This is a genomic window from Methylobacterium sp. WL69, from assembly GCF_008039485.1.
Classification (GTDB): domain Bacteria; phylum Pseudomonadota; class Alphaproteobacteria; order Rhizobiales; family Beijerinckiaceae; genus Methylobacterium.
Window position 1 is genome coordinate 1 of sequence record NZ_VRUZ01000196.1, and the last position, 1,257, is coordinate 1,257.

The 1,257-nt window shown below is 75.8% G+C and carries 1 protein-coding gene; it reads right to left on the bottom strand.

What is annotated here, in order from left to right; translation table 11 throughout:
• A partial coding sequence (locus FV218_RS22415) for an FAD-dependent oxidoreductase (protein WP_246685243.1) occupies positions 1 to 1,257 on the bottom strand: 1,257 nt, incomplete at both ends.

The following is a 1,257-nucleotide window of genomic DNA, read 5'->3' on the forward strand; positions in this document are numbered from 1 at the left end:
TCCCCGGAAACAGCGTCCCGAACCCCGCCGGCCCCGTCGTCACCGTGGCGGGCGTGTCCGTCAGCCTCAGCCCGCAGGCCCCCAGGCGGCGATGCAGGGCGGTCGTGCATGTGGCGATCTCCGAAGGGGTGGCGCCGCCCGCCGGCGCGTTGACGAGGCAGAGCAGGCGCTCGGGCCCGGGCGCCTCGGGGGCGACGTCGCCCCGGTCCTGGGCGCAGACATAGACCGTGGGGTCGGCGGGCAGACGCCCCCGGGCGATGGCGTCGAACTCGGCGGCGTAGTCGCCCGAGAAGAACACCGTGTGGCGCAGGAGCGGGAAGCCCTGGGCCTCGACATTCATGCACAGGGTCACGGCCGAGAGGGAGCGCTCGGCCGGCGGAACCCGGTCGGCGCCCCGGGCCGCCGCTGCGCCGAGGAGCCCGTCAGCCAGGGCCGCCGCGTCGGCGTTGCAGACCACCGCGTCCGCCGGGAGGCGCTCGCCGTCGGCGAGCTCCACGCCGGTGACGCCGGTGCGGTCGGTGAGGATGCGGGCCACGTGGGCCTCGGTGCGCAGGTGCGCGCCGCACTCGGCGGCGAGATCCGCCACCGCCCGGGCCAGGGCGCTTAGGCCGCCCGCCACGTGCCAGACCCCCTGCGACTCGACATGGGCGACGAGCATCAGGGTCGCGGGCGCCCGGTACGGCGAGGCGCCGCAATAGGTGCTGTAGCGCCCGAACAGCTGGCGCAGGCGCGGATCGGAGAAGTATTCGCCGAGCGCCGACCACAGGGTGGTGAAGGGCTGGATGCGCCAGAGGTCGCCCAGGCCCGACAGGCCGGCTCGGCGGGTGAGGGCGACCGGGCTCGGGCGCTGCCCCCGGATGAACGGCCCCTCCAGGGTTCGGTAGACCGCCGCGGCCCGGGCGCGGAATCGGTCGTAGCCCTCGGCTTCGCGTGGCCCGGCGAAGGCCGCGATGGCGTCGCGGGAGGCGCGCGGATCGGCGAACAGGTCGAGGTGGCCGTCCGGCCCCCAGGCGTGCCGGGCGAGAATCGCCGCCGGGGCGAGGGTCAAGCGGTCGTCGAGGCTCGCGCCGCACTCCGAAAAGATCTCGTCGAGGACCCAGCGCATGGTGAAGACCGTGGGACCGGCCTCCACGGCGCGCCCGTCGACGGGCACGCTGCGCATCTTGCCGCCCGGATGCGCGGCGCGCTCCAGCACGGTGACGTCGAGGCCCGCATGGGCGAGCCGCAGGGCCGCCACCAAACCCCCGATCCCCGCCC